Below are 23,222 nucleotides of genomic sequence, written 5' to 3'. Positions count from 1 at the left end.
TTGTGTCTGTGTAACATAATTCGCACGGAGTGTTGCCGCAATGCGACATTTTCCTTCAATCCGGGCTTGAGCAAGAAAACTTTGCCAGCCTAGAAAATAGCTTCGAGTAAAAAATAGGGGATCCACATGGTCAAACTTTCTCTGCTGAACGGCACCGCGCTGCGTTCGGCGGCTTTTGTTGGGCTCGCGCTGCTGGCTGTTCCGGCTGCCGCCCAAGAAGCCACGCAGACCGCACCCACGCCTGAAGCCACGGCGCCCGAAGCCGCGCCGCAGGATGCCGCTTCCGACAGCGACACCATTCTCGTCACCGGTTCGCGCATCCGCCGCCCGAACCTGGATTCCCCGGTTCCCGTGACCACGCTGCAGGGCGAAGAATTCTTCCAGACCGGCCGCACCTCGGTGGGCGACACGCTCAACGACCTGCCGGCACTGCGCAGCACGTTCAGCCAGTCGAACTCGACGCGCTTCCTGGGCACTGCGGGCCTGAGCCTGCTCGACCTCCGCGGCCTGGGCACCCAGCGCACCCTGGTGCTGGTCAATGGCCGCCGCCACGTCGCGGGCGACATCCTGAACACCGCCGCTTCGACCGACATCAACACGATCCCGACCGATCTCATCGAGCGCGTCGACGTGGTGACGGGCGGCAGCTCGGCCGTGTACGGTTCGGACGCGCTCGCGGGCGTCGTCAACTTCGTGCTCAAGGATCACTTCGAGGGCATCGAGGCGCGCGGCCAGGCCGGCGCCAGCACCTATGGTGACGCGGGCTCCTATTATGGCAGCCTGCTGGCCGGCAAGAACTTCGCCGACGGTCGCGGCAACATCGCCGTCAACCTAGAATATGCGCACCAGAACGACTTCTATGCGTCTGACCGCACCTATACGAGCCGCAACAACACCTGGGTGACGGTGGATTCGGACCCGGCCGGCACTGCGAACGGCAGCGACGGCGTGCCCGACACTGCCTTCTTCAAGGACCTGCGCAGCGGCACCTACAGCAACGGCGGCACCTTCCTGCTCTGCTGCCGCACCGGCGGCGGCAACGGCATCGCCTATCAGCCCTATATCTTCCAGGCGAACGGCAACCTGGCCCCGCAGACCGGCCAGATCACCCCGGCGCTGTCGTTCACCCCGTCCTATGTCGGCGGCAACGGCGACAACTTCAAAGACGGCACCCAGCTCGGCCTGATGCCGAAGCTGGATCGCTACAGCGCGAACCTGATCGGCCACTTCGAGATCAGCTCGGCCTTCGTGCCGTTCATCGAAGCGACCTATACCCGCACCGACTCGTTCGGCAGCGCCTCGGGTCCGTTCTTCACCAGCGCGACGGGCTCGCCGCGCGAGAAGTTCTTCAGCGACAACCCCTATCTGACCACCCAGGCCCGCAGCATCCTGCGCCAGCAGGACTCGTATGACGCGAACTGCTCGTACGTGACGGGCGGCGACGGCATCCCTGACGCCGATCGCGGCCAGTGCGGCATCGGCATCTACAAGAACGCCGTCGACCTCACCAACCGCACCGAAAAGGCGCGTCGCGAGACGTTCCGCGCAGTGCTGGGTGTTCGCGGCGATCTGGCCGACAATCTGAACTACGAAATCTCGGCGAACTACGGCGAGTTCAAGGAGCACACCGAGATCCGCGGCAACGTGAATCTCCAGCGCTATTTGCTGTCGATCGACGCCGTGGATCAGGGCCTCTACCAGAACGGCGTTGCCAACGGGAACATCGTCTGCCGCTCGAAGATCGATCCGAGCGCGGCAGTCGCCTTTGAAGGCGCCAACAACGCCGCCTTCGCGCAGTCGCGCCTGGCGGCCGACGTCGCGGCCTGCGTTCCGGTCAACCTGTTCGGCACCGCCACGGTGACGCAGGCGGCCCGCGACTATATGCTCCAGAGCTCGTTCGCGGACGGCAAGATCACGCAGTTCGTGGCCAGCGGCTTCATCAGCGGCGACACGAGCAAGTTCTTCAACCTGCCCGGCGGCCCGGTCGGCTTCTCGGTCGGCGGCGAATATCGCCGTGAGACGGCTTACTACAAGGAAGACGATGTCACCGCGAACGCGCTGACCTTCTACAACGCGATTCCGGAGTTCAAGCCGCCTTCGTTCGAAGTGAAGGAAGCATTTGCCGAGCTTCGCCTGCCGATCCTGAAGGACGTTCCGTTCTTCCAGGAGCTGACGGTGAGCGGCGCGGCCCGTGTCGCCGACTATAAGGGCGCGACTGGCACGGTGTTCGCCTATAATGGCGGCGTCGAATGGGCTCCGGTCCGCTCGCTCCGTCTGCGCGCCAACTATGCGCGGTCGGTGCGTGCACCGAACCTGAGCGATCTCTACACCCCGCTCGGCCAGAACTTCGACACCGTCTATGACCCGTGCGACACGGTGCATATCGGTGCCGGCTCCTCGACCCGCGCGGCGAACTGCCATGCGGACGGCGTGCCGAACACCTACAACTTCCAGTATCGCGCCTCGATCGGCTATCTGTCGGGCGGCAATCCGAACCTGGAAGCGGAGAAGTCGAGCTCCTACACCATCGGCGGCGTGTTCCAGCCGACCTTTGCCAAGGGCTTCTCGCTCACCGTCGATTATTACCATATCGACGTGAAGAACGTGATCACCTCGCCTTCGGCGCAGCAGGTCCTCAACGCCTGTTACGACGCGGCAAATCTGAGCAACCAGTATTGCGCGCTGTTCGCACGCAATACGAGCGGTGGCGCAGGTCCGGCCGGCGAAGTGAACGGTCAGATCCTGAACAACAGCCTCAACCTGGTTCCGCTGAACTACGCGAAGCTGGCGGTTTCGGGCATCGACTTCGACCTGGGCTTCGAGCGTAGCTTCGACGGTTTCGGCCGCGTGTCGCTGCACGGCATCTACACCCATGCGATCACGAACAATAACTACCTCGATCCGACCGATCCGGGCCGTTACAATCGTCAGCTGGGTGAGCTGGGCGACCCGATCGACGCGTTCAACATCAACGCGGCGATCGAGAGCGGTCCGTTCACGCTGGGCTATGAATTCCGCTACATCGGCAAGATGGTGCCGGGTAACTGGGAAGACGCCCACAGCGTACAGGGCCGCGCTCCGCAGAACGCCGACGCATTCCCGATCGAATATTATGATGCGGTAATGTATCACAACGTTCGCGGCGAGATTAACGTCAACAAGCAGTTCAGCATGTACCTGGGCGTCGACAACGTCTTCAACAAGCTGCCGCCTTACTACCTGACCGGCGCCGGTGCCGGCTCGGGTATCTACAACAACCTCGGCCGCTTCTTCTATGCGGGCTTCAAGGCGAAGTTCTGATCGCCTTTCAGCAAAACCGAGTGAACTGAAGGTCGCCGCCCAACTCGCTTGGGCGGCGATCTTTCTTTATGGTGCCCCTTCCGGCCGCTCGCCGGCCCCGTAACTGGCGCAAGACATGACCGAAACCGCTCCGCAGACCCTCCCCACCCCCGAAACCGCCCCCGCCGATGACGGCATGGCCGCGGTGTGGGAATCGCTGCGCGACCCTGGGCTGGTCCAGGCGATCCAGCATCTCGAGGCCGACCGGCTGGGCAATGCCGAGGGGCTGATCCGCAGCCATCTCGCCCGCCGGCCCGACGATGCGCTGGCGCTGACGATGATGGGCGACCTGGCCGACCGGCTGGGGATCTTCGACCAGGCCGAGGGCTTCCTCGAACGCGCGATCGCCCGCGCGCCCGGCTTCGACGACGCCCGGCTCAAGCTCGCCCAGGTGCTCAAGGCGCAGGGCAAGACCGAGGAGGCGATTACGGCGCTCGACGCGCTGCTCGCACGCGATGCGGACCATCTCGCCGCGCTCAAGATGAAGGAGCGGATCTTCGCCGAGACGGGCGAATATTACCGCGCGATCGGCGTGCACGAACGGCTGTTGCGGCTCGAGCCCGGCACGCCGGGGCCGCTGCTGCGCCAGGGCAATGCGCTGCGCACGATCGGCAAGGCCGACGAGGCAGTGCTCGCCTTCCGCAAGGCGATCGTCATCGACCCGCTCTGTGCCGAGGTCTGGTGGTCGCTCTCGAACATGAAATCCTATCGCTTCTCCGACGAGGAGCTGGCGCGAATGGAGTCGCTTGTGCCCGAGGCGCGCGCCGAGGCCGACCGCGCCTATTTCCACTTCGCGCTGGGCAAGGGCTATGAGGACAAGCGCGATTATGCCCGCTCGTTCGAGCATTATGCCGCCGCCAACCGCACCCGGCTGGCGCTTGTCCCGCATTCGCGCGACGAGTTCGAGCATCGCATCGACGAGATGATCGACTTCTTCAGCGCCGACTTCTTCGCCGCCCGCAAGGGCGCCGGGGCGCAGGCGCGCGACCCGATCTTCATCCTGGGGATGCCGCGCGCCGGATCGACTTTGGTCGAGCAGATCCTCTCGAGCCATTCGGCGATCGAAGGCACCGCCGAGTTGCCCGACATGCCCGCGCTGGTCCGCCGGCTGGTCTCGGATCGCTGGCAGGACGTCAACGCGCGCTACCCGCACGTGATCGAGGACCTGACGCCGGCCGACTTCACGGCGCTGGGCGAACGCTATCTCGAGGACACCAGGCGGCACCGCAAGACCGACCGCCCTTATTTCATCGACAAGCTGCCGATGAACTGGCTGCAGACCGGGCTGATCCACCTGATCCTCCCCAACGCGACGATCATCGACGCGCGGCGGGAGCCGATGGCCTGCTGCTTCGCCAACTTCAAGCAGCACTTCGCCCGCGGCCAGACCTTCGCCTATTCGCTCACCGATGTCGGCCATTATTACCGCCAATATGTGCGGAAGATGGCGCATTTCGACAGCGTGCTGCCCGGCCGGGTGATCCGGCTGCAGCATGAGGAACTGCTCGACGATCCCGAGCGGGCGATCCGCGAGATGCTCGAGCGGATGGGCCTGCCGTTCGAGGAAGGCTGCCTGCGCTTCCACGAGAACAAGCGCGCGGTGCGCACACCGAGCGCCGAGCAGGTCCGCCGCCCGCTCAACCGCGACGCAGTCGATCTATGGCGCAGCTACGAGCCGTGGCTCGACCCGCTCAAGCAGGTGCTCGGGCCGCTCGCCCAATAAAGAAAAGGGCCGCACTCCCCGGGGAGTGCGGCCCTTTCTCGTTCGACCCCCGCGAAGGGGATCAAATCAGTAGCGGTAGTGATCCGGCTTGAACGGACCTTCGACCGGCACGCCGATGTAGTCGGCCTGCTTCTTCGAGAGCTTGGTGAGCTTCACGCCCAGCTTCTCGAGGTGCAGTTCGGCGACCTTCTCGTCGAGGTGCTTCGGCAGGACGTAGACGTCGTTATTGTACTGCTCGGCCTTGGTGAACAGCTCGATCTGCGCCAGCGTCTGGTTGGTGAAGCTTGCCGACATCACGAACGACGGGTGGCCGGTCGCGTTGCCCAGGTTCACCAGGCGGCCGCGCGACAGGATGATGATCTGCTTGCCGTCCGGGAACTCGACCAGGTCGACCTGCGGCTTCACTTCGGTCCACTTGTAGTTCGACAAAGCAGCGATCTGGATCTCGCTGTCGAAGTGGCCGATGTTGCACACGATGGCCATGTTCTTCATGCCCTTCATGTGCTCGGCGGTGATCACATCGGCATTGCCGGTCGCGGTGCAGAAGATGTCGGCGCGGGTCACGGCCTCTTCCATCGTCACGACTTCAAAGCCCTCCATCGCCGCCTGCAGCGCGCAGATCGGATCGACTTCGGTGACCATCACGCGGGCGCCGCCGTTACGCAGCGACTGCGCCGAGCCCTTGCCGACATCGCCGAAGCCGGCGACGCAGGCGACCTTGCCGGCGAGCATCACGTCGGTGCCGCGACGGATCGCATCGACCAGCGATTCCTTGCAGCCATAGAGGTTGTCGAACTTCGACTTGGTCACGCTGTCGTTGACGTTGATTGCCGGGAACGGCAGCTCGCCCTTCTTGGCGATCGCATAGAGGCGGTGGACGCCGGTGGTGGTCTCTTCCGAGACGCCCTTGATATTCTTGACCGTCTCGGTGAGGTAGCCCGGCTTCTTCGCAATGAATTCCTTCACCGCGCGCTGCATCTCGACTTCCTCGTCATTCTCGGGCTCGCCGAACGACTGGCCGGCCTCGAGCTTGGCGCCCCACAGCGCGAACATCGTCGCGTCGCCGCCGTCGTCGAGGATCATGTTGCAGGTCTCGTCACCCCAATCGAAGATCGAGCCGACATAGTCCCAATATTCGGCCAGGCTCTCGCCCTTGATCGCGAACACCGGCACGCCGGTGGCGGCGATGGCAGCCGCGGCGTGGTCCTGCGTCGAATAGATGTTGCAGGTCGCCCAACGGACCTTGGCGCCGAGCGCGGTCAGCGTCTCGATCAGCACGGCGGTCTGGATCGTCATGTGCAGCGAGCCGGTGATCAGCGCGCCCTTCAGCGGCTGCGAAGCGCCGAACTCCTCGCGGAGTGCCATCAGGCCGGGCATCTCGGTCTCGGCGATGTTGATCTCGGCGCGGCCGAAATCGGCGAGCGTGATGTCCTTAACGACGTAATCCTTGTCGAGCACGGTAGCCACGAGCTGGTCTCCAGATGTGAATCGGTTACGCGCCGGGAATCGCCGGCAGCGGATGCGGGGCCCCTACAGGCTTCGCCGCGCGGGCGCAATTCCTAATATAAAGATATCTTTATATGTTGCGTCGAAGGGTGGCGGAGACGCGGCTGCGTGATAGCCTGAAGGCATGCGCTGGGCCCCTTTCCTCCTTTTCGCGCTGACCGCGGCGGCTGCGCCGGCACAGGAGCGCTATCCCCTCGCCTGTTTCTACGCCCCACGTGGCGGCGAGCTCGACAGCTTCCAGGACTGCGCCGCGCGCGATCCTGACGGCACGATCCGGTTGTCCTCCGGGCATCTGCGCCGGCTCGACTATGACCGGGACGGCCTGGCCGCGATCCATGTCGGCGAAAGCTTTCTCTATGTCCGCCGCGACGGCCGCACCGCGCCGGTGATGACGATGGACAATGGCGCCGACCCCTTCGTCGACGGCCGCGCGCGATCGCCGCTGGACGGGAAGATCGGCTATATCGACCGGTCGCTGCGGCTGGTGATCCCGCGGCGCTATGACGGGGCGATGCCGTTCGAAAAGGGGGTAGCCGAGGTGTGCACGGGCTGCACGCGCGCCACCGATGGCGAGCACAGCTGGTACGCTGGTGGCCGCTGGGTGCGGATCGACCGGAATGGGCGGGAGCTCTCTGCCAAACCTTGAGTTTCTTGTTCCCCGGCGAAAGCCGGGGCCCAGGGCCACGGGCTGCACGGATGAGAAACTCTGGGCCCCGGCTTTCGCCGGGGAACAGCCATAGCCGGCCCAAAACCTCCATATAAAGAATTCTTTATATCACCCTTGACGCCGTCGTCCGACAGGCGGATGCTTAAGGCGTCGAGGTTCTTCCGGCTTGCCCGGAAGCTAAGACGGGAAGCCGGTGCGATGCCGGCGCTGCCCCCGCAACTGTAAGCGGCGAGCGGCGGTCCAACCATGTCACTGGGGCCTAGGACCCTGGGAAGACGGACCGTCGCGCTGACCCGTGAGCCAGGAGACCTGCCTCCGACGCGATAACGTCCACCGGCGGGGTGCCCGGTCTGGCCGCTTGCATGCTGTGGCCGGGCAACCGTCCTCGCGTGCCTGTGTCCTGCCGGTCTCCCCCGCCGTTTCATCGGGGTATGAAGACCATGACCGTTACTGTTGCCACGCTCGGTTTCCCGCGGATCGGCCCGCGGCGCGAGCTCAAATTCGCACTCGAGAAATTCTGGTCGGGCAAGTCGTCCGAAGTCGAGCTGTTGGAGGCCGCCCAGGGCCTGCGCGCCGCCGCATGGGCCCGCCAGGCCGCGCTCGGGGCCGACTGGCTGCCGTCGAACGACTTCTCCTTCTACGACCATGTGCTCGACACCAGCCTGATGCTCGGCGCGATCCCGGAGCGCTATGGCGTCGCCGCCGGCACCGCCGACCTGGGCACCTATTTCGCAATGGCGCGCGGCACGACCGGCGAGACCGCGAGCTGCGCACACGGCCATGGGCACACCGCGCAGGAAATGACCAAGTGGTTCGACACCAACTATCACTACATGGTCCCCGAGCTGGTCGCCGGGCAGCAGCTGTCGCTCTCCTCGTCGAAGATCGTCGACGAATATCGCGAGGCCAAGGCGCTCGGCTATGAGACGCGGCCGGTGCTGCTCGGCCCAGTCACTTGGCTGAGCCTGGCCAAGGGCCGCGATGTCGATCCGTTCGACTATCTCGACGAAGTGCTCGGCCTCTATTCGGCGGTGTTGACGCAGCTCCAGCATGCCGGCGCGACCTGGGTGCAGATCGACGAGCCGATCCTCGCGACCGACCTGAATGAGCGCCAGCGCGCCGCGATCACCCGCGCCTATGCCAAGCTGCCGCGCCTCGGCCTCAACCTCATGCTCGCCACCTATTTCGGCGCGCTGGAGGACAATCTCACGCTGGCGGTGAACCTGCCGGTCGCCGGGCTGCACGTCGATCTGGTCCGGGGCTCCGACCAGCTAGACAAGGTGCTGGTCGCCGCACCGAAGAAGCTGCTGCTGTCGCTCGGCGTGATCGACGGCCGCAACATCTGGCGCGCCGACCTGGAAAAGCTCCTCGACCGGATCGAGCCGATCGCCGCGACGCGCGACATCATCCTCGCCCCGTCCTGCTCGCTGCTCCATGTGCCCGTGGACCTCGCGCTCGAGCCCAAGCTCGACGACGAGATCAAGCAATGGCTCGCCTTCGCGGTGCAGAAGGTCGACGAACTGGTGACGCTGAAGGATGCGCTCAATGGCGGGCGTGAGATCGTGGCGGCCAAGCTGCTCGCCTCGAGCGAAGCGGCGGCGGCGCGCAAGGTCTCGCCGCGGATCCACGACCCGCTGGTTGCTGCGCGCGTCGCGTCGGTCACCAAGGCGATGCGCGAGCGCAAGTCTGCCTATGCCGAGCGCGCCAGGGTTCAGGCCGAGGTTCTCGACCTGCCACCCTTCCCCACCACCACGATCGGCTCTTTCCCGCAGACCGCCGAGGTGCGCCACGCCCGCGCCGAGTATAATCGCGGCAATTTGAGCGACGACGCGTACAACCAGTTCCTCCGCGAGGAGACCGCGCGCACCGTCCGCTGGCAGGAGGAAGCCGGGATCGACATGCTCGTGCACGGCGAGTTCGAGCGCAACGACATGGTCCAGTATTTCGGCGAGCAGCTCGCCGGCTTCGCCTTCACGGTGAATGGCTGGGTCCAGTCCTATGGCTCGCGCTGCGTGCGCCCGCCGATCCTCTTTGGGGATGTCTCGCGGCCGAAGCCGATGACGGTGGAGTGGTGGCGTTACGCGCAGTCGCTGACCGACAAGGCGATGAAGGGCATGCTCACCGGCCCGGTGACGATCCTCAACTGGAGCTTCGTGCGCGACGACCAGCCGCGCTCGGCATCGTGCCAGCAGATCGCGCTGGCGATCCGCGACGAGGTGGTCGATCTCGAAAAGGCCGGCTGCAAGGCGATCCAGATCGACGAGGCGGCGCTGCGCGAAGGCATGCCGCTGAGGAAGCGCGACTGGCAGGCCTATCTCGACTGGGCGGTGGATGCCTTCCGCCTCTCGGCGGCGGGCGTGGCCGATGCGACGCAGATCCACACGCATATGTGCTATTCGGAGTTCAACGACATCCTGCCGGCGATCGGCGCGATGGACACCGATGTGATCTCGATCGAGACCGCACGCTCGCAGATGGAGCTGCTCGAGGGCTTCGCCGCCTATCGCTATCCGAGCGCGATCGGGCCTGGCGTCTATGACATCCACGCGCCGCGCGTCCCCTCCAAGGCGGAGATGGTCGAGCTGATGCGGCTCGCCCAGGCGCATCTCGCGCCCGAGCAGCTGTGGGTGAACCCCGATTGCGGGCTCAAGACCCGCAAGTGGGAGGAAGTGAAGCCGGCGATCGACGCGATGGTCGCGGCGGCGCGCGAGTTGCGCGTTCGCGTGGCGGAGCCCGCATAATGGCGGGTGTCGTCCGCCTCATCGACATGGTGTTCCCGGGCGACACCAACCACCACGGCACGCTGTTCGGCGGCGTGGCGCTCGCGCACATGGACAAGGTGGCGTTCCTCGCCGCCTCACGCCATGGCCGGGCGCCCTTCGTCACCGCCGCCTCCGATCGGATCGACTTCGCCGCGCCCGCGCTGAAGGGCGAGCTGATCGAGGCGACGGGCAAGGTCATACGCGTCGGCAGCCGCTCGCTCGACGTCGAGGTCGAGCTGGTCGCCGAGGCACTGCTCAGCGGGGAGCGGCGTCTTTGTACGCGTGGCCGCTTCACGCTGGTGGCGCGCGAGGGCGCGGCGGTCCCCCTGCCGCCCCTCGCGCCGCCCGAAGAAGAGGAGCCCGGGGAGGTGCTGCGGATGGTCGACATGGTCTTCCCGCCGCAGACCAATCATTACGGCACGCTGTTCGGCGGCGAGGCGCTGCGCATGCTCGGCAAGGCGGCGTTCCTCGCTTCGACGCGGGATACAAGGAAGGTGATGGTGATGGCCGCATCCGAGCGCGTCGACTTCACCACGCCGATCAACGAGGGCGAGATGATCGAGCTGGCGGCGCGGGTGACGATGCGCGGCAACCGCTCACAACGAGTCCGCGTCGAGCTATGGGCCGAGGACCTGCTGAGCGGCGAGCGGCGGCGCGCTGCCTCGGCGGAATTCGTGATGGTTGCGACGGCTTCGGTGCAGGATTAGAGGGCGAAGGGTGCGGAGCTTTGGTACCCCAGTTTTCGGCCCGTGACGAAAGGATCGGGCCGAGGCAGGATCTCTTCGTCGTCACCCAAGCCGCGAGTTCACTTATGCTCAAGTTCGTAGCGTCCGCGTTGCTCCTTTCGCTCGCCCCCGCCCTGCCCGCCGCCGCGCAGGACAGCGCCGGCATCATTCCCGAACACGGCAATCCCGAAGCCGATGCCAAGGCGTGGATCACGCTGATCCGCAACGCGCCCGAGCGAGTGAAGACCAATTGCTGGAAGCTGGGCTGCATGGTCATCGTCAACGAGACATCGGGCTATGACGTGATCGGCTTCTACGTCGATTCCGCCAGCCCCGGCCGGAGCCCGCGCTGGAGCAACAACCAGCTGCCCAATTCGCTCGAGCCGGCCAAGGCGACGCTGCGCTTCAAGACCGGCGGCAAGGACATGTGCAACCTGCCGGTGCGCTTCGAGCTGCGCCAGCGCGACACGCGCGAGAAGATCGAAGTGAACACCACCGGCAGCTTCTGCTCGACCCCGCATGAGGACTCGCTGATGCGTATCAAGCTGCAGGAAGGCGGCCAGGTGTTCGTGCGCGGCGATGATGAAGCGCCGCCGCCCGGCGAGACGCACTGATCCGGCGGGTTCAGGCGGTCCCCGCGCTGCTCGCCAGCATGCGGGGATCGATGCCCGCGCCGGCAAAGGCGACGGTCCAGCGGTCCTCGGCATCGATCTCGTACATCAGGTCGGGCGTGCCGGCGGTATTGAACCAGCCGTGCCGTGCCATCTCGCCGTCAAGCTGGCCCTCGCCCCAGCCGGCATAGCCGAGCGCGACGAGATATTTGGACGGGCCGGTGCCGTCGGCGATCGCGCGCAGCACATCGACCGTGCCCGACAACGCCCAGCGGCCATCGACATCGATCGTGTCCTGCCCGCCCCAGTCGGTCGAATGGAGGACGAAACCGCGCCGGGGCTCGACCGGGCCGCCGAAATGCACCGGACAGTCGGGCGCCGCGCCCGGTTCGATCTCGAACTGCTGGAGCAGGTCGTGGAGCGTCAGCCCCTCGATCGTGTCGCCGATTCCGATGCCCAGCGCCCCTTCGACATCATGCGCGCACATCGCGATCACGGCGTGATCGAAACGCGGATCGCCGATGCCCGGCATGGCGAGAAGGAACTGGCCGGTAAGGAAGCGCGTCGAGTCCATGGCCGATCAACGTAGCCGGACCGTTTCGGCTCCGCCACGCTTGAAAATCCTGATCCATAGGCCGATTGAACCCGCACCCGATTCCCGAGGAGAGACAAGAATGACCATCCAGGTTGGCGACCGCATCCCCAGCGTCACGTTCGTCAAGGTGACCGAGGGCGGCCCCGAGCAGATCAGCTCGGACGACTATTTCGCCGGCCGCAAGGTCGCGCTCTTCTCGGTGCCGGGTGCGTTCACCCCCACCTGCTCGGCCAAGCATCTGCCGGGCTTTGTCGAGAAGGCCGACGAGATCAAGGCGAAGGGCGTCGACGAGATCGCCTGCACCGCGGTCAACGACGCGTTCGTGATGGGCGCCTGGGGCCAGTCGAGCGGCGTTGCCGGCAAGGTGACGATGCTCGCCGACGGCAATGGCGCCTTCCCCGAAGCGCTGGGCCTGACGATGGACGGATCGAAGTTCGGCATGGGCACGCGCGGCCAGCGCTTCTCGATGCTGGTCAATGACGGCGTGGTCGAGCAGCTCAACGTCGAGGCGCCCGGCCAGTTCGAAGTCAGCTCGGCCGAATATCTTCTCGGCCAGCTGTGATCTGAACACGCCGGAAAACGGAGCCGTAACGGAACCGCGAGAGGCTCGCCGGAGTTGATTCGGCGAGCTTTTCAGAAAGGGACCGACATGGCCGAGACCGATACCGCGAACGAAACCGCCAACAGCAGCATCCCCACCACGCTCGAAGAGGCGACCGAGCAGGCGAAGAGCTTCCTCGCCCAGGCGCAGGACGTGATCAGCGACGCAGTGGACGCCACTGTAAGCGCGGTGAAGGAGCACCCGATCGCCGCTGCCGGCATCGCCGCCGGTGTTGCCGCGGCAGTCGGCGGTGCGGCCTATGCCGCCACCCAGCTTGGTGGCGAAACCAAGCCGGCGCCCAAGACCAAGAAGTAAAGCGAAGCGCGCGAACCACCTCCTCGAAAGAGGGGGTGGTCTTGCCAGAGTCATTTTTGCGGCTTAGCCGTCAAAGATGACTCAAGCTTCCGCCATCGTCGCCGACCTCGAGCGCCTCTACACCGCCTCGGTCGATCGCCTCAAAGCCGCCCTCAACCGCTATATCGCCGACGGTACGCCGCCTGCGCCGGAAGACCGTAGCGACGGCAGCTTCTCCTATCCCGAGCTGCGCCTCACTTATCGCGGCAGCAACGACCGCAACCGCCCCACCCCGCCGCGCTCGTTCGGGCGGCTGGTCGAGGAAGGCGAGTATCGGATCACCGTCACCAAGCCGGCGATGTTCGGCCGCTACCTGATCGAGCAGCTCACGCTGCTGATCGAGGATTATGACGTCGAGGTTCATGCCGTCACCGGGCGGCAGGAAATCCCCTTCCCATACGTGCTCGATCCCGGCCACATCGCCAATATGGACCAGATCTCGGTCACCGAACTGGGCCGCCACTTCCCGGCGACTGAACTTGCGCATATCGGCGACGAGATCGCCGACGGCCTGTGGATCAGTAGCGACGAGGTTCGCCCGCTCGCATTGTTCGACGCGCTGCGCACCGATTTCTCGCTGGCGCGGCTGCGGCACTATACCGGCACGCCGGTCGAGCATTTCCAGCAATATATCCTGTTCACCAACTATCACCGCTATGTCGACGAGTTCGTCCGCTGGGCGGTCGACCAGCTGGGTGAAGGCAGCCGCTTCACTGCGGTCTCGGGCGCGGGCGGCATCCTGGTCGAGGCTGGGGACGATACCGACCGGCTGCTCAACGACAGTTCGGCATGGCGGCGCCACCAGATGCCGGCCTATCATTTGATGGCCGAGGACGGCTCGGGCATCACCCTGGTCAACATCGGCGTCGGCCCGTCCAATGCCAAGACGATCACCGATCACTTGGCGGTGCTGCGCCCAGAGGCCTGGCTGATGATCGGCCATTGCGGCGGCCTGCGCCCGAGCCAGCGGATCGGCGACTATGTCCTCGCCCACGCCTATCTGCGCGACGACCACATCATGGACGACGTGCTGCCGCCCGAGATTCCGATCCCCGCCATTGCCGAAGTCCAGCTCGCGCTCGCCCGCGCTGCGGGAACGATTTCGGGCCAGTCGGGCGACGAGCTCAAGCAGCGGCTGCGCACCGGCACGATCGTCACCACCGACGACCGCAACTGGGAGCTGCGCTACTCGCAATCGGCGCTGCGCTTCTCGCTGAGCCGCGCAGTGGGCATCGACATGGAGAGCGCCACGCTGGCCGCGCAGGGATATCGCTTCCGCGTGCCGTACGGGACGCTGCTCTGCGTCTCCGACAAGCCGCTCCACGGCGAGCTCAAGCTGCCGGGCCAGGCCAACCTCTTCTACGAGCGGGCGATCGCCGAGCATCTCAAGATCGGCATCGAAACCTGCGAGGAACTGCGCCGCGAAGGCGCCAAGCTCCACTCGCGCAAGCTGCGCGCGTTCAACGAGCCGCCGTTCAGATAAACCTTCCCTCGTCATCCCCGCGCAGGCGGGGATGACGGAATTGGGTGCGAGGCGTACTAGGGTTGGTGCGTTAGCCTTTTGAGGAGAGCATCCATGATCGATCCCGAGGAACCGTCCGAAGAACAGCCCCGCGCGCATCAGCCCGACGGGACCGACAGCTCGGCCGAATGGGACGCGCAGATCGCTGACGAGAGCATGATCCCGGACAGCGATCCGCCAGCCTGAAGCGGTCGCTGCCGAGAGATCTCTCTTTCCCCGGCGAAGGCCGGGGCCCAGCCTCGGCGTGCGCGCGCAGACGCGCTATCGCGCGTGATTTTAAAGGGCTGGGCCCCGGCCTTCGCCGGGGAAAAGCCTAGCCTAACCCAGCCTGCCCTTACCGGCTCAGCTGGAACTCCACCGACAGGCTCGCATTCACCGTGACGCTGTCGGATGCCGCGCCCTGCTTGCCGGCGAACATGCCGATCAGCTGGAAGAAGAAGCTCATCGATCCGGCGACAATGTCCTGCCGCTCGCTGATCCGCGCGATCGAGGCACGGCGCAGGCCGAGCGTCTTCGCATAGGCATCGGCTTCGCTGCGCGCCTTGGCGATCGCGTCGGCCTTGGCCTGCCGTGTCGGGCCGACATAATCGTCGAGCAGGCCGATCACTTCGTCCGCCATCTTGGCATTGTTGGCCGTCACTGTGGCCTCGGCTGCCGTCGCGACCGCGCGAGTGGGCGCATCGAAGAAGACCGTCTCAGTCGCGGTCGACTGCGGCTTCTCGCTGTCTTCGGCGGTGTCCATAGAGAAGCTGGGCTTGCCGCGTCCGGTAAAGGCGCCGAACAGGCTGGCGAGCGGGTTGCCGGCCGAGCCTTCCAGCGGCTTGCCTTCCTGGATTCCCTGGGTGCCCAGCGCCGCGACCAGCCTGGCGCGGTTCGCGGCGAGTGCCTTTTCCGCCGCAGCTTCGTCCGTGCCCTTGCCGGTGACGGTCACGGAGAAACGGAAGCGGTTGGCGGGAACCTTGACCTGGCCGGCGGAGACGATCTCGACCGTCACCGGGCCATCGACGGGCGCTGACTGCGCCATGGCGACCTGCGGCAGTGTGATCACGGCGAGTGCGAGAGCATGTTTGAGCATTCGAACCTCCCTTTGTGAAAAAGGGCGAGCCTTGCGGCCCGCCCCGGTTTCGTCACCAGCCCTGCGGCTGGCCCTTGTTCTGCTGATCGAGCCACTTCTTCAGCGGGGCGAAATATTCGGCCATCGCCTTGCCCGAGATTTCGCGCGTGCCGGTGAATTCCTGCAGCGCGTCGGGCCAGGGCTTGGAGGCGCCCATCGCCAGCATCTTGTTCAGCTTCGCGCCGACTTCCTTGTTGCCGTAGAAGGAGCAGCGGTGGAGCGGCCCCTTCCAGCCGGCCTGGTCGCACGCCGCCTTGTAGAACTGGAACTGGAGCACACGGGCGAGGAAGTAGCGCGTGTACGGCGTGGTCGCCGGGATGTGGAACTTGGCGCCCGGATCGAACTTGCTCTCGTCGCGCGCTACCGGCGGCACGATGCCCTGGTACTGGAGGCGCAGCTTGTCCCAGCCGGCCTGATAGCCGTTCGTCGGGATCTTGCCCGAGAACACGCCCCAGCGCCATTTGTCGACGAGCAGGCCGAAGGGCAGGAACGCGACCTTGTCCATCGCCTGCCGGAGCAGCAGGCCGGTGTCCTTGTCGGCGCTGGGCACCTGGCTCTTGTCGAGCAGGCCGATCTGGACGAGGTAATCGGGCGTAATCGACAGCGCGATGAAGTCGCCGATCGCCTCGTGGAAGCCGTCGTTCGCGCCGTCAAGATAGAGCGGCGACTGGGTGTTGTAGGCGCGCTGGTAGTAGTTGTGGCCGAGCTCGTGGTGGATCGTCACGAAGTCGTCGGCATTGACCTTGATGCACATCTTGATGCGCAGATCGTCGACATTGTCGATGTCCCAGGCCGAGGCGTGGCAGACGACTTCGCGGTCCGCCGGCTTCACGAACTGCGAGCGCTGCCAGAAGGTCTCGGGGAGCTGCTTGAAGCCGAGCGACGAGTAGAAGCCCTCGCCCGCCTTGACCATCTTGGTGTGGTCATAGCCCTTGGCCTTGAGCAGTTCGCCCACGTCATAGCCGACGCTGCCCGAACCCGGGGGCGCGACGATGTCGTAGATATTGCCCCATTCCTGCGCCCACATATTGCCGAGCAGATCGGCGCGGATCGGCCCGGTCTTGGCCTGGACGGCATCGCCATATTTCTCGTTGAGCTTGTGGCGAACATAGGTGTGGAGCGCGATATAGAGCGGCTTGAGGTCATCCCAGATCTTGTCGGTCATCGCCGCAAAGGCATCGGGGTCCATGTCATAGCCCGAGCGCCACATCGCACCGACATCGGCATAGCCGAGGCCCTTGGCGCCGTCATTCGCGATGCCGACCAGCTTGGCGTAATCGGGACGCATCGGCGCGCCGACATTGTCGTTCCAGCTGGTCCACATTTCCTTGAGCTTGGCGGGATCGCGGCTCTCGCCCATCGCGGCTTCGATGTCGCTGCCGTTGATCGGCTTGCCGTCGAGCGTGCCCTTGCCGGCGCCGTAGATACCGGTGATCTTGGCCGAGAGCCCGGCGAGTTCTTCCGCCGCGCCGTCGCGCACCGGCGCGGGGAGCACGATCTTGTTACGCAGCATGCCGAGCTTGCGGCTGGTATCGTAGTCGAGCCCGGCGACATTGGCGTATTTCGCGGCCTGGAGCGCCAGATCCACCTGAAGCTTGGTCAGAATCGCGCCTTCACGCGCGGTCATCGCCTCGGTGTCCTGGGTGATGAAGGTGTTGTAGACCCAATCGGCGCGGGCGGCGATCACGCCTTGCGCGAAGAGCCTGGTCTCGGCATCGGCGACGAACGCCTTGGCCTCGGCGGCGGTGGGAGCGGGCGTCTGGCCGTCACGGTCGCGCGCGCCGAGCGGCGCGGCGGCGAGCAAAGAGGCCAACGCGAGCATCGAAATGCCGGTGCGGATCATGTGCGGAATTCCCCTGGGACTTTCTGGATGGCGGGACGATGCGCGCGCCCCGCCAGCCGGTCAAGCCGCGAGGAATTCGGCGATGGCGTCGCCCAGCTCCGGCCGCGTCACGGCGCTCATATGGTTGCCGGGGACCTCACGATATTCGCCGTGCGGCAACAGGTCCGCGACTTCGTGCGCGGCGCCATTGTCGAAGTCCTCGGCGCCCGAGATCACCACGCTCGGCTGCTGGATCGCGGCAATCGCCTCGCGCGGGGTATCGACGAACGTATCGAGGATGCGGAGCAGCGCCTCGGGATCGCCCTTGGTGGTCTTGAGGAAAGCCTCGGTCAGCCATTCGGGGGTGCCGCGTTCGAAGCTGCCGAGATTGGTGAGCACGCGGTGGAAATAGCGGCCGCGGCCCTGGGTGTGGGTGAGGCCATCGAGGCCCATGCCTGCCAGCACGACCCGGCGCGGCGCGGCGCCGTTGGCGAGCATCCGCACCGTGGTGCGCGCACCAAGCGAATAGCCGCCCAGATCAAAATCGCTGAGGCCGAGATGCGCGATCAGCGCGAGGCCGTCATGCATGAGCACGTCGCGCGGATAGCTGGCCTCGTCATGCGGCTTCGCGCTCTGCCCATGCCCGCGCAGGTCCGGCATGATCACCCGGAACCCTTTCGCGGCGAGCTTGGCGGCGTGGCCATATTTGATCCAGTTGACCTCGGCGGTGGAGAAATAGCCGTGGATCAGCACCACGGGCCGCCCCTCTCCCATCTCGGTCCAGGCGATCTCGACGCCGTCGAAGCTGGGGAAGCGGTGCGTTTCAGTCGGGAAGTCGGCCAAGTGTATCCATCCATCGTTTGACGAGGCTCGGGTTCTCGTCGGTCCGTGATGCCGGCAGGTCGCTCGTGTCAAGCCAGGCCTTGTGCCAGCTCTCGCAGCCCGAATGCTCGGTGGGATAGAAACGATCCGGCGCGTCGAAGCTGCCGATCGTCAGGTCCATCCGGTCATGGCCATGCGCTTCATAGGTGAGCGGCGTGCCGCATTCGCGGCAAAAGGCGCGAACGGCGATCGGCGAGGAGGCGTAGCGTTCGGGCTCGCGCTCCCAGCGCACATCGGCCCTGCCGACATTCTTGAACGCGATCGAGACCCCGCCGGTGGCGCGCTGGCACATGCGGCAATGGCACAGATACGCCTCGTCATCCGCGATCCGCACCGCATAGCGCACCCGCCCGCATTGGCATCCGCCGGTCATTTCCTCCGCCATTCCTCTCTCCAATTTCGCTGATTGCAATTGCTGCGCCGCGCAATGCAATCGAGTTGCGGATTGCAATCTATAACTATGCTTATTATGTGCGCCGTATGACCGAGAGTCTGGGATTCCTTCTTAGCGATATTTCGCGGCTGATGCGCCGGCGCTTCGACGAGCGCGCGCGGGCCAGTGGCTCGAGCGTTGCCCAGTGGCGCGTGCTCAAGATCCTCGCGCGCAGCCCGGGGCTGAACCAGGGCCAGCTCGCCGAAATGATCGAAGTCGAGCCGATCACCGCCTGCCGGATGATCGACCGGCTCGAGGAAGCCGGCTTTGTCGAGCGCCGCCGCGATCCCGCCGATCGCCGGGCGTGGCGCATCCACCTGACCGAAAAGGCAGGCCCGGTGCTCGATGAGCTCCACGTGCTGGCAGCCGATTTGATCGAAGAGACGCTTCAGGGGTTCAGCTCCACGCAGCGCGAAGAATTGATCGCGACGCTCGAAGGGCTGCGCGCAAACCTAACCAACGTTCAAGAGGGCAACGAGGCCGCACATGGCTGACGCAGAACCGAAGATCGACAAGACCGAAGCGGCACCGATCACGATCCCGACCGAAGGCACCACCGTGCCCGAGGCGCCCGAAGCCCCGGCCAAGCCGAAGCGCAGCCTGCTGCGCCCGCTGCTGATGTTCGGCGTGCCGGCGATCCTGATCGCGATCGTAGGCTTCTTTTACCTTACCGGCGGCAAGAGCGTGTCGACCGATAATGCGTACGTCCAGCAGGACAAGAGCTCGGTCTCGACCGATGTCGCCGGGCGTATCGTCGAGGTCGGCGTGAAGGAGAACCAGGCGGTCAAGGCCGGCGACCTGCTCTTCCGCATCGATCCCGAGCCCTACAAGATCGCCGTGGCGCAGGCCCAGGCCGCGATCGCCGCGGCGCAGGTGCAGCTCAACACCGACCAGGTGAGCTCGCAGGGCAAGGGCGCTGACATCCAGGCCGCGCGCGACGTGATCGCCAATGCCCAGGAAAATTACGACCGCCAGAACGCGCTGATGAAGCAGGGCTTCACCACCCGCGCCAATTTCCAGGCCGCCCAGCACGCGCTCGAGCAGGGCCGCGCGCAGCTGCAGAATGCCGAAGCAAGCGCCGCCGAGGCGCGCGCCAAGATCGCCACCGGCGCCGCCGTGCCGGGCGAGAACCCGCAGATCGCCGCCGCACGCGTCCAGCTCAGCAAGGCGCTGCTCGACCTGCAGCGCACCACCGTGGTCGCCCCGGTCGACGGCATCGTCAGCCAGACCAAGAGCCTGCAGGTCGGCCAGCAGATGATCACCGGCCTCGCCGCCGTGACGATCGTCTCGAACAAGCCGGCCTGGATCGACGCGAACTTCAAGGAAACCGATCTCAACAAGATGCGCGTCGGCCAGTGCGCGGTCGTCAGCTTCGACGCCTATCCGGGCCTGGAGCTGAAGGGCCATGTCGAATCGATGGGCGCCGGCACCGGCTCGGAATTCTCGGTGCTCCCCGCGCAGAACGCGAACGGCAACTGGGTGAAGGTCACCCAGCGCGTGCCGGTGCGCATCGCGATCGACGACAAGAGCCAGCGCGCCCTGATCGCCGGTCTTTCCGCAGACGTGAAGGTCGTCTTCAACGGACCCTGCAAGTAACATGGCGACGGCAGCCCCCGGCCGCGCCACTAGGGCGGGTGAGACGTCCCCCTCTTCGTCTCCCCGCCCGCAAGCTCCCCAGGCAGGCGGCGGTGCCGCGCTTCCTGTAAAGTACAAAGGCCTGCTCACGCTCGGCGTCATGATGGCGACGATCATGCAGATCCTCGACACGACGATCGCCAACGTTGCGATTCCGCACATGCAGGCATCGCTCGGCGCCACGCGCGACACGATCAACTGGGTGCTAACGAGCTATATCGTCGCCTCGGCGATCGCGATCCCGATCACCGGCTGGCTCTCCGACCGGATCGGCTCGCGCAACCTGTTCCTGATCTCCACCGTCGGCTTCGTCATCGCCTCCGCCATGTGCGGCGCGGCGCAGACGCTCGAGGAAATGGTCGCCTTCCGCATCCTGCAGGGCATCACCGCCGCCTTCCTCAACCCGCTGAGCCAGACGGTGATGCTCGACATCAACGCGCCCAAGGACCAGCCCAAGGCGATGTCGATCTGGGGCATGGGCATCATGGTCGGCCCGATCATGGGGCCGCTGATCGGCGGCTATCTGACCGACAATTTCGACTGGCGCTGGGTGTTCTACGTCAATTTGCCGGTGGGCGTGGTGACCTTCGCGCTGCTGTGGTGGCTCCTCCCCTCGCGCGCGATCCGCAAGCGCCAGTTCGACGTGTTCGGCTTCAGCCTGCTGGCGATCGGCATTGCCTCGCTCCAGCTGATGCTCGATCGTGGCCAGGACCAGGACTGGTTCTCCTCGACCGAGATCTGGATCGAGATGCTGGCCGCAGTGATCGCGCTGTGGATGTTCGTCGTCCACCTGTTCACCGGCAAGAACCCTATGTTCGAGCGCGAGCTCTGGAAGCACCGCAATCTCGTCACCGGCATCTTCTTCATGCTGGTGATTGGCCTGGTGATGATGGCGACGATGGCACTGCTGCCGCCGATGCTGCAGAATCTCTACGGCTATTCGGTGTTCGACGCCGGCCTGCTGCTGATGCCGCGCGGCGTGGGTGTGCTGATCACGATGTTCGCGGGCGCGCAGCTGATCCAGCGCGGCTGGCTTGATCCGCGCTGGTCGGTGGGCATCGGCCTGACGATTGCAGCGGCGTCGCTTTGGGAAATGTCGGGCTGGACGCTGGTGATGGGCAGCACGCCCTTCATCCTTTCGGGCTTCATCCAGGGCCTCGGCCTCGGCCTGGTGTTCATGCCGCTCAACGGCCTCGCCTTTGCCGGCCTGCCCCCGCATTTCCGCACCGAGGCGTCGAGCCTGCTCAACCTGCTGCGCAACGTCGGCGCGTCGGTGGGCATTTCGGCGGTGAGCTCGATCCTCGCGCAGAATATCCAGCGCAGCCACCAGTATCTGAGCGAACATGTCACCGCGACCACGATGAACGGCGTCGGTGCGATCGTGCAGGAACTGGGCGTGCAGGGCAGCGTGGTCACCGGGATGATCGATGCCGAAGTGAACCGGCAGGCGGCGATGATCGCCTATCTCAACGATTATTGGCTGATGGCGATCGTGACAGCGATCAGCGTCCCGCTGGTGGTGCTGCTGCAGAAGCCAGCTGCGCCGATGAAGAACGATCCGTCGGCGGCGGGGCACTGAGCTCCGTCCGCCGCATCGGCTGCAGCTTCACATAAGCGAGGCTGCGCCACGCCCATTCGAGCGGGCCGCTGACGAAGTAGCGCATCCACCAATTGGCGAAGGCAACCAGCACGACGATTCCGATCGTCGAGATCGCCGCCATCTCGGCCCAGCCGAAGCGGCCCCACAGGTTGAAGCCCCAGGGCGCGAACAGAATGTACATCCCGACGATCTGCTGGAGGAAATAGAGCGAGAAGGCCATGCGTCCGGGCGCCTTGAACATCCCCAGCACTGCGGCGCCGGCACGGCTCTTCACCGCCAGGTTGACCAGGGCGAGATGGCCGAGCCCGATCGCCATCCGCGCGAATTCGCCGGTGATCCACAGGGTGCGCGGACCGGGCACGAAGCTCAGCGTCTCGGACAGGCCGATTGCGCGGGCCGTGAGGCCGAAGCCATAGCCGGCGAGCAGCAGCCACGCATAGAAGCGGGCGCTGCGCTGCCCCTGGATCACGCCCCATTTCCACAGCGCGACACCGATCAGCATCGTGCAGAACGCCTCGAGCACGTCCCACACCAGCCACAGGCTGGCGAGGTAGCTCCAATAGCTCCAGGCTTCCTTGGCATAGGGCAGCCAGCCGCCCTGATGCGCCTTTGCCTCGCGTGCGACCAGCGCCGGATCGGGCTTATGGTTCGCGAGCTTGCGCCATTCCACGATCGCCGCCGTGTCGCCCGCTTCGACCTGGCGGACCAGCTCGGTCCGCGCGGCATATTCGCGCGCGCCATATTCGGGGATGCCGAGTCCGGTGAGCACGGCCCAGCCGAGCCCCAGCGCCACCAGCGTCTTCGGACCCAACATGCGGAACGGGAAGAGGAACAGCGCGGCGAGCGCATAGATGTGCAGGATGTCGCCCGGCCAGAGCAGCACGAACACGTCGAACAGCCCGAAGGCGAGCAACCACAGATTGCGGCGATAATAAAGATCGGCGACCGCCACCGGACCGTCGGGCGTCATCGCCTTGCGCACCAGCACCATCATGCCCGCACCGAACAGGAATTCGAGCAGGCAGCGCTGCGTGCCGGCGAAGAACAGATTGACCGCGACCCAGGCGTCCCGATCGAGCGGAGTCCAGCCGATCAGGCGTATGTCGGCGGAGAAGGTCCACACGCTCGCGGCCATATAGGGCACGTTGATGTAGAAGATGCCGAGGATCGCGATCCCGCGCAGCATGTCGAGCACATCGATGCGGGCCTTGCCGCGCACCGGCGCCAGATCGGCATTGCTCAAATCCACCACGCGCCGCGACCTACCCCAAAGAATGCGCCAGCTTAACGTCGATCAGTCAATTCCCGGTAAAGAGTCATCGCCCGGCGTG

Annotated in this window: 20 protein-coding genes and 1 riboswitch; of the genes, 13 read left to right on the top strand and 7 right to left on the bottom strand. The window is 65.5% G+C overall.

Annotation, left to right across the window (positions count from 1 at the left end):
• Positions 1-126 precede the first annotated feature (126 nt).
• Complete coding sequence (locus tag HZY97_RS02380) at positions 127-3,300, top strand: TonB-dependent receptor domain-containing protein (RefSeq protein WP_180140215.1); 3,174 nt, start codon at positions 127-129, stop codon at positions 3,298-3,300.
• Between the two features lie 115 nt (positions 3,301-3,415).
• Positions 3,416-5,062: a sulfotransferase gene (locus tag HZY97_RS02375; protein ID WP_180140214.1), complete on the top strand. Its 1,647-nt coding sequence runs from the start codon at positions 3,416-3,418 to the stop codon at positions 5,060-5,062.
• A 66-nt stretch (positions 5,063-5,128) separates the two neighbouring features.
• On the opposite strand, the gene ahcY is transcribed toward HZY97_RS02375, so the two are convergent.
• Complete coding sequence (gene ahcY / locus HZY97_RS02370) at positions 5,129-6,529, bottom strand: adenosylhomocysteinase (RefSeq protein WP_180140212.1); 1,401 nt, start codon at positions 6,527-6,529, stop codon at positions 5,129-5,131.
• 163 nt (positions 6,530-6,692) lie between these two features.
• Here ahcY and HZY97_RS02365 point away from each other — a divergent pair, with 163 nt between their 5' ends.
• From HZY97_RS02365 to HZY97_RS02350, 4 genes are all read left to right on the top strand, one after another.
• The gene (locus HZY97_RS02365) at positions 6,693-7,214 is read left to right on the top strand and encodes a WG repeat-containing protein (protein WP_180140210.1); all 522 of its coding nucleotides are present in this window, start codon (positions 6,693-6,695) and stop codon (positions 7,212-7,214) included.
• 157 nt (positions 7,215-7,371) lie between these two features.
• Positions 7,372-7,567, top strand: a riboswitch (cobalamin riboswitch).
• Between the two features lie 108 nt (positions 7,568-7,675).
• Positions 7,676-9,976 carry a 5-methyltetrahydropteroyltriglutamate--homocysteine S-methyltransferase gene (gene metE, locus HZY97_RS02360; RefSeq protein WP_180140208.1) on the top strand — a complete coding sequence of 767 codons (2,301 nt, stop codon included), beginning with the start codon at positions 7,676-7,678 and terminating at the stop codon, positions 9,974-9,976.
• Entirely contained in the window at positions 9,976-10,704 is a 729-nt protein-coding gene (locus HZY97_RS02355; RefSeq protein ID WP_218942849.1) for an acyl-CoA thioesterase, read from the top strand. The genes metE and HZY97_RS02355 overlap by 1 nt, the downstream gene beginning before the upstream one ends.
• 104 nt (positions 10,705-10,808) lie before the next feature.
• The gene (locus HZY97_RS02350) at positions 10,809-11,336 is read left to right on the top strand and encodes a hypothetical protein (RefSeq protein ID WP_180140206.1); all 528 of its coding nucleotides are present in this window, start codon (positions 10,809-10,811) and stop codon (positions 11,334-11,336) included.
• 10 nt (positions 11,337-11,346) lie between these two features.
• Here the strand turns inward: HZY97_RS02350 and HZY97_RS02345 are convergent, their stop codons facing one another.
• Positions 11,347-11,907: a YqgE/AlgH family protein gene (locus HZY97_RS02345; RefSeq protein WP_180140204.1), complete on the bottom strand. Its 561-nt coding sequence runs from the start codon at positions 11,905-11,907 to the stop codon at positions 11,347-11,349.
• Between the two features lie 100 nt (positions 11,908-12,007).
• On the opposite strand from HZY97_RS02345, the gene HZY97_RS02340 reads away from it, so the two are divergent.
• The 4 genes from HZY97_RS02340 to HZY97_RS20880 all read left to right on the top strand — a co-directional run bounded on the left by HZY97_RS02340 (position 12,008) and on the right by HZY97_RS20880 (position 14,591).
• Complete coding sequence (locus HZY97_RS02340) at positions 12,008-12,490, top strand: peroxiredoxin (protein ID WP_180140202.1); 483 nt, start codon at positions 12,008-12,010, stop codon at positions 12,488-12,490.
• An 87-nt stretch (positions 12,491-12,577) separates the two neighbouring features.
• Positions 12,578-12,844 (top strand): hypothetical protein, encoded by a 267-nt coding sequence (locus HZY97_RS02335; protein ID WP_218942848.1) that lies wholly within the window; start codon positions 12,578-12,580, stop codon positions 12,842-12,844.
• 76 nt (positions 12,845-12,920) lie between these two features.
• The gene (locus tag HZY97_RS02330; RefSeq protein WP_180140200.1) at positions 12,921-14,366 is read left to right on the top strand and encodes an AMP nucleosidase; all 1,446 of its coding nucleotides are present in this window, start codon (positions 12,921-12,923) and stop codon (positions 14,364-14,366) included.
• A 93-nt stretch (positions 14,367-14,459) separates the two neighbouring features.
• Positions 14,460-14,591, top strand: coding sequence for a hypothetical protein (locus HZY97_RS20880; protein ID WP_257214847.1), 132 nt, complete (start codon positions 14,460-14,462; stop codon positions 14,589-14,591).
• A 148-nt stretch (positions 14,592-14,739) separates the two neighbouring features.
• Here the strand turns inward: HZY97_RS20880 and HZY97_RS02325 are convergent, their stop codons facing one another.
• Genes HZY97_RS02325 through HZY97_RS02310 form a run of 4 tightly spaced genes read right to left on the bottom strand, consistent with a single transcriptional unit; the run spans position 14,740 to position 18,608 of the window.
• Complete coding sequence (locus HZY97_RS02325; protein WP_180140198.1) at positions 14,740-15,480, bottom strand: SIMPL domain-containing protein; 741 nt, start codon at positions 15,478-15,480, stop codon at positions 14,740-14,742.
• Positions 15,481-15,532: 52 nt separating this feature from the next.
• Positions 15,533-17,362 carry a M2 family metallopeptidase gene (locus HZY97_RS02320; RefSeq protein ID WP_180140196.1) on the bottom strand — a complete coding sequence of 610 codons (1,830 nt, stop codon included), beginning with the start codon at positions 17,360-17,362 and terminating at the stop codon, positions 15,533-15,535.
• A gap of 60 nt (positions 17,363-17,422) precedes the next feature.
• On the bottom strand, positions 17,423-18,184 hold the full coding sequence (locus tag HZY97_RS02315) for an alpha/beta fold hydrolase (protein WP_257214846.1): 762 nt from the start codon (positions 18,182-18,184) through the stop codon (positions 17,423-17,425).
• On the bottom strand, positions 18,165-18,608 hold the full coding sequence (locus HZY97_RS02310; RefSeq protein WP_180140194.1) for a GFA family protein: 444 nt from the start codon (positions 18,606-18,608) through the stop codon (positions 18,165-18,167). The genes HZY97_RS02315 and HZY97_RS02310 overlap by 20 nt, the downstream gene beginning before the upstream one ends.
• Positions 18,609-18,703: 95 nt before the next feature.
• Between HZY97_RS02310 and HZY97_RS02305 the strand changes: the two genes are divergently transcribed.
• From HZY97_RS02305 to HZY97_RS02295, 3 genes are all read left to right on the top strand, one after another.
• Positions 18,704-19,150: a MarR family winged helix-turn-helix transcriptional regulator gene (locus tag HZY97_RS02305; protein ID WP_180140192.1), complete on the top strand. Its 447-nt coding sequence runs from the start codon at positions 18,704-18,706 to the stop codon at positions 19,148-19,150.
• Positions 19,143-20,252 (top strand): HlyD family secretion protein, encoded by a 1,110-nt coding sequence (locus HZY97_RS02300; RefSeq protein WP_180140190.1) that lies wholly within the window; start codon positions 19,143-19,145, stop codon positions 20,250-20,252. Before HZY97_RS02305 ends, HZY97_RS02300 begins: the two co-directional genes overlap by 8 nt.
• Positions 20,253-20,391: 139 nt before the next feature.
• Positions 20,392-21,870 (top strand): DHA2 family efflux MFS transporter permease subunit, encoded by a 1,479-nt coding sequence (locus HZY97_RS02295; RefSeq protein ID WP_373684266.1) that lies wholly within the window; start codon positions 20,392-20,394, stop codon positions 21,868-21,870.
• Here HZY97_RS02295 and HZY97_RS02290 read toward each other — a convergent pair.
• The gene (locus tag HZY97_RS02290) at positions 21,794-23,143 is read right to left on the bottom strand and encodes a DUF418 domain-containing protein (RefSeq protein ID WP_373684265.1); all 1,350 of its coding nucleotides are present in this window, start codon (positions 23,141-23,143) and stop codon (positions 21,794-21,796) included. The genes HZY97_RS02295 and HZY97_RS02290 overlap by 77 nt on opposite strands.
• Positions 23,144-23,222: the final 79 nt, after the last annotated feature.

Origin of the sequence: Sphingomonas sp. R-74633 (genome assembly GCF_013416555.1) — a bacterium.
Classification (GTDB): domain Bacteria; phylum Pseudomonadota; class Alphaproteobacteria; order Sphingomonadales; family Sphingomonadaceae; genus Sphingomonas.
The sequence above is the reverse complement of the archived record's forward strand: the minus strand, read 5'-3'. Positions and strand labels throughout refer to the sequence as shown.

Coding starts and splice junctions, on each gene's coding strand:
- HZY97_RS02345 (WP_180140204.1), bottom strand. CDS start 11,907: ATGGACTCGACGCGCTTCCTTACCGGCCAGTTCCTTCTCGCCATGCCG.
- HZY97_RS02350 (WP_180140206.1), top strand. CDS start 10,809: ATGCTCAAGTTCGTAGCGTCCGCGTTGCTCCTTTCGCTCGCCCCCGCC.
- HZY97_RS02355 (WP_218942849.1), top strand. CDS start 9,976: ATGGCGGGTGTCGTCCGCCTCATCGACATGGTGTTCCCGGGCGACACC.
- HZY97_RS02340 (WP_180140202.1), top strand. CDS start 12,008: ATGACCATCCAGGTTGGCGACCGCATCCCCAGCGTCACGTTCGTCAAG.
- metE (WP_180140208.1), top strand. CDS start 7,676: ATGACCGTTACTGTTGCCACGCTCGGTTTCCCGCGGATCGGCCCGCGG.
- HZY97_RS02310 (WP_180140194.1), bottom strand. CDS start 18,608: ATGGCGGAGGAAATGACCGGCGGATGCCAATGCGGGCGGGTGCGCTAT.
- HZY97_RS02335 (WP_218942848.1), top strand. CDS start 12,578: ATGGCCGAGACCGATACCGCGAACGAAACCGCCAACAGCAGCATCCCC.
- HZY97_RS02365 (WP_180140210.1), top strand. CDS start 6,693: ATGCGCTGGGCCCCTTTCCTCCTTTTCGCGCTGACCGCGGCGGCTGCG.
- HZY97_RS02375 (WP_180140214.1), top strand. CDS start 3,416: ATGACCGAAACCGCTCCGCAGACCCTCCCCACCCCCGAAACCGCCCCC.
- HZY97_RS02295 (WP_373684266.1), top strand. CDS start 20,392: ATGATGGCGACGATCATGCAGATCCTCGACACGACGATCGCCAACGTT.
- HZY97_RS02320 (WP_180140196.1), bottom strand. CDS start 17,362: ATGATCCGCACCGGCATTTCGATGCTCGCGTTGGCCTCTTTGCTCGCC.
- HZY97_RS02325 (WP_180140198.1), bottom strand. CDS start 15,480: ATGCTCAAACATGCTCTCGCACTCGCCGTGATCACACTGCCGCAGGTC.
- HZY97_RS02300 (WP_180140190.1), top strand. CDS start 19,143: ATGGCTGACGCAGAACCGAAGATCGACAAGACCGAAGCGGCACCGATC.
- HZY97_RS02305 (WP_180140192.1), top strand. CDS start 18,704: ATGACCGAGAGTCTGGGATTCCTTCTTAGCGATATTTCGCGGCTGATG.
- HZY97_RS20880 (WP_257214847.1), top strand. CDS start 14,460: ATGATCGATCCCGAGGAACCGTCCGAAGAACAGCCCCGCGCGCATCAG.
- HZY97_RS02330 (WP_180140200.1), top strand. CDS start 12,921: ATGACTCAAGCTTCCGCCATCGTCGCCGACCTCGAGCGCCTCTACACC.
- HZY97_RS02380 (WP_180140215.1), top strand. CDS start 127: ATGGTCAAACTTTCTCTGCTGAACGGCACCGCGCTGCGTTCGGCGGCT.